This is a genomic window from Endozoicomonas sp. SESOKO2 (genome assembly GCF_024606245.1).
Classification (GTDB): domain Bacteria; phylum Pseudomonadota; class Gammaproteobacteria; order Pseudomonadales; family Endozoicomonadaceae; genus Endozoicomonas_A.
Map to the genome: position 1 here is coordinate 1 of NZ_JAHHPQ010000299.1, position 1,135 is coordinate 1,135.

General features: G+C 43.0%; 2 protein-coding genes and 1 pseudogene. 2 read left to right on the top strand and 1 reads right to left on the bottom strand.

The window, feature by feature from the left end:
- Together KDK17_RS06875 and KDK17_RS06880 are read left to right on the top strand one after the other, a co-directional pair.
- A pseudogene (locus tag KDK17_RS06875) lies at positions 1 to 334 on the top strand (NADH:ubiquinone reductase (Na(+)-transporting) subunit F); the annotation flags it as partial.
- Positions 335 to 559: 225 nt separating this feature from the next.
- On the top strand, positions 560 to 868 hold the full coding sequence (locus KDK17_RS06880) for a hypothetical protein (protein ID WP_257287683.1): 309 nt from the start codon (positions 560 to 562) through the stop codon (positions 866 to 868).
- A gap of 81 nt (positions 869 to 949) precedes the next feature.
- On the opposite strand, the gene KDK17_RS06885 is transcribed toward KDK17_RS06880, so the two are convergent.
- On the bottom strand, positions 950 to 1,135 hold a 186-nt coding region (locus KDK17_RS06885; protein ID WP_257287684.1), incomplete at its 5' end, for a hypothetical protein.

The window sequence follows — 1,135 nt, forward strand, 5'->3', positions numbered from 1 at the left end:
TCTGTCTTCTACCCGCAAGATCTCTTTCTGGTACGGTGCCCGCTCCCTGCGTGAAGCATTCTACGTAGACGAGTTCGACAAGCTGGCAGAAGATAACCCTAACTTTACCTGGCATCTGGCGCTCTCTGATCCTCAGCCAGAAGATAACTGGGAAGGTTACACCGGCTTCATTCACCAGGTGTTGTTCGACAACTACCTGAAGGAACACGCTGCTCCTGAAGACTGTGAGTTCTATATGTGTGGACCTCCCATGATGAACGCTGCGGTGATTAAAATGCTTGAAGATCAGGGGGTTGAACCCGAAAATATCATGCTGGACGACTTCGGTGGTTAATTCAATGGTCTGACATAGAGGTTGGCTTGAGAGCGCTCAGTGGCTCTCGATACAAAAAAACCGGTGATACTCTCAGAGTTCACCGGTTTTTTTGTTGGATTAATCATTAAACCAATATCCGACGATCAACTTCAGAAACTTTTTGCTTATAGCTATTTTTATGTTGCCCTCTATATTTTGATCTCTGCTATGCTATTTTTTTACCATCGAAAGAGAGCAAGCCCAGTGAGTTTAAAGCCCATATACCAATCGACGGAGTTGGATCACATTCGAGACACCTTGACTGACGTGGTCAGCTCATTAGGTGAAGCAAACAGCAATATTAAAAAGCTCGACGCCAAGTTTGATAAACGCTTTGACGAGCACGATAGGCGCTTTGACGAACACGATAGGCGTTTTGACGAACACGATAGGCGTTTTGATCAACACGATAGGCGTTTTGATGAACACGATAAGCGTTTTGACAAAATCGATAAACGCTTTGACAAAATCGAAGACACTCTTTCCATCATCGTCAACCATCTCAAGAGATAACCACATCGCTTAGCAAAAAATAATCAGTGGATTGTCTGCTGGCAACCACTGATTAAAAGGTTCAGTTGGTAGACTCAGTATTTATAAAAAAATAATAGCTATTGGTATAACCAATGTATAAATTTGATTAGCGGAAGCGGCTGAAACAGATGAAGCATTTGAAGCATTTGAAGCAGTTGAAGCAGTTGAAGCAGATGAAGCATTTGAAGCATTTGAAGCAGTTGAAGCAGTTGAAGCAGTTGAAGCAGTTGAAGCAGTTGAAGCAGT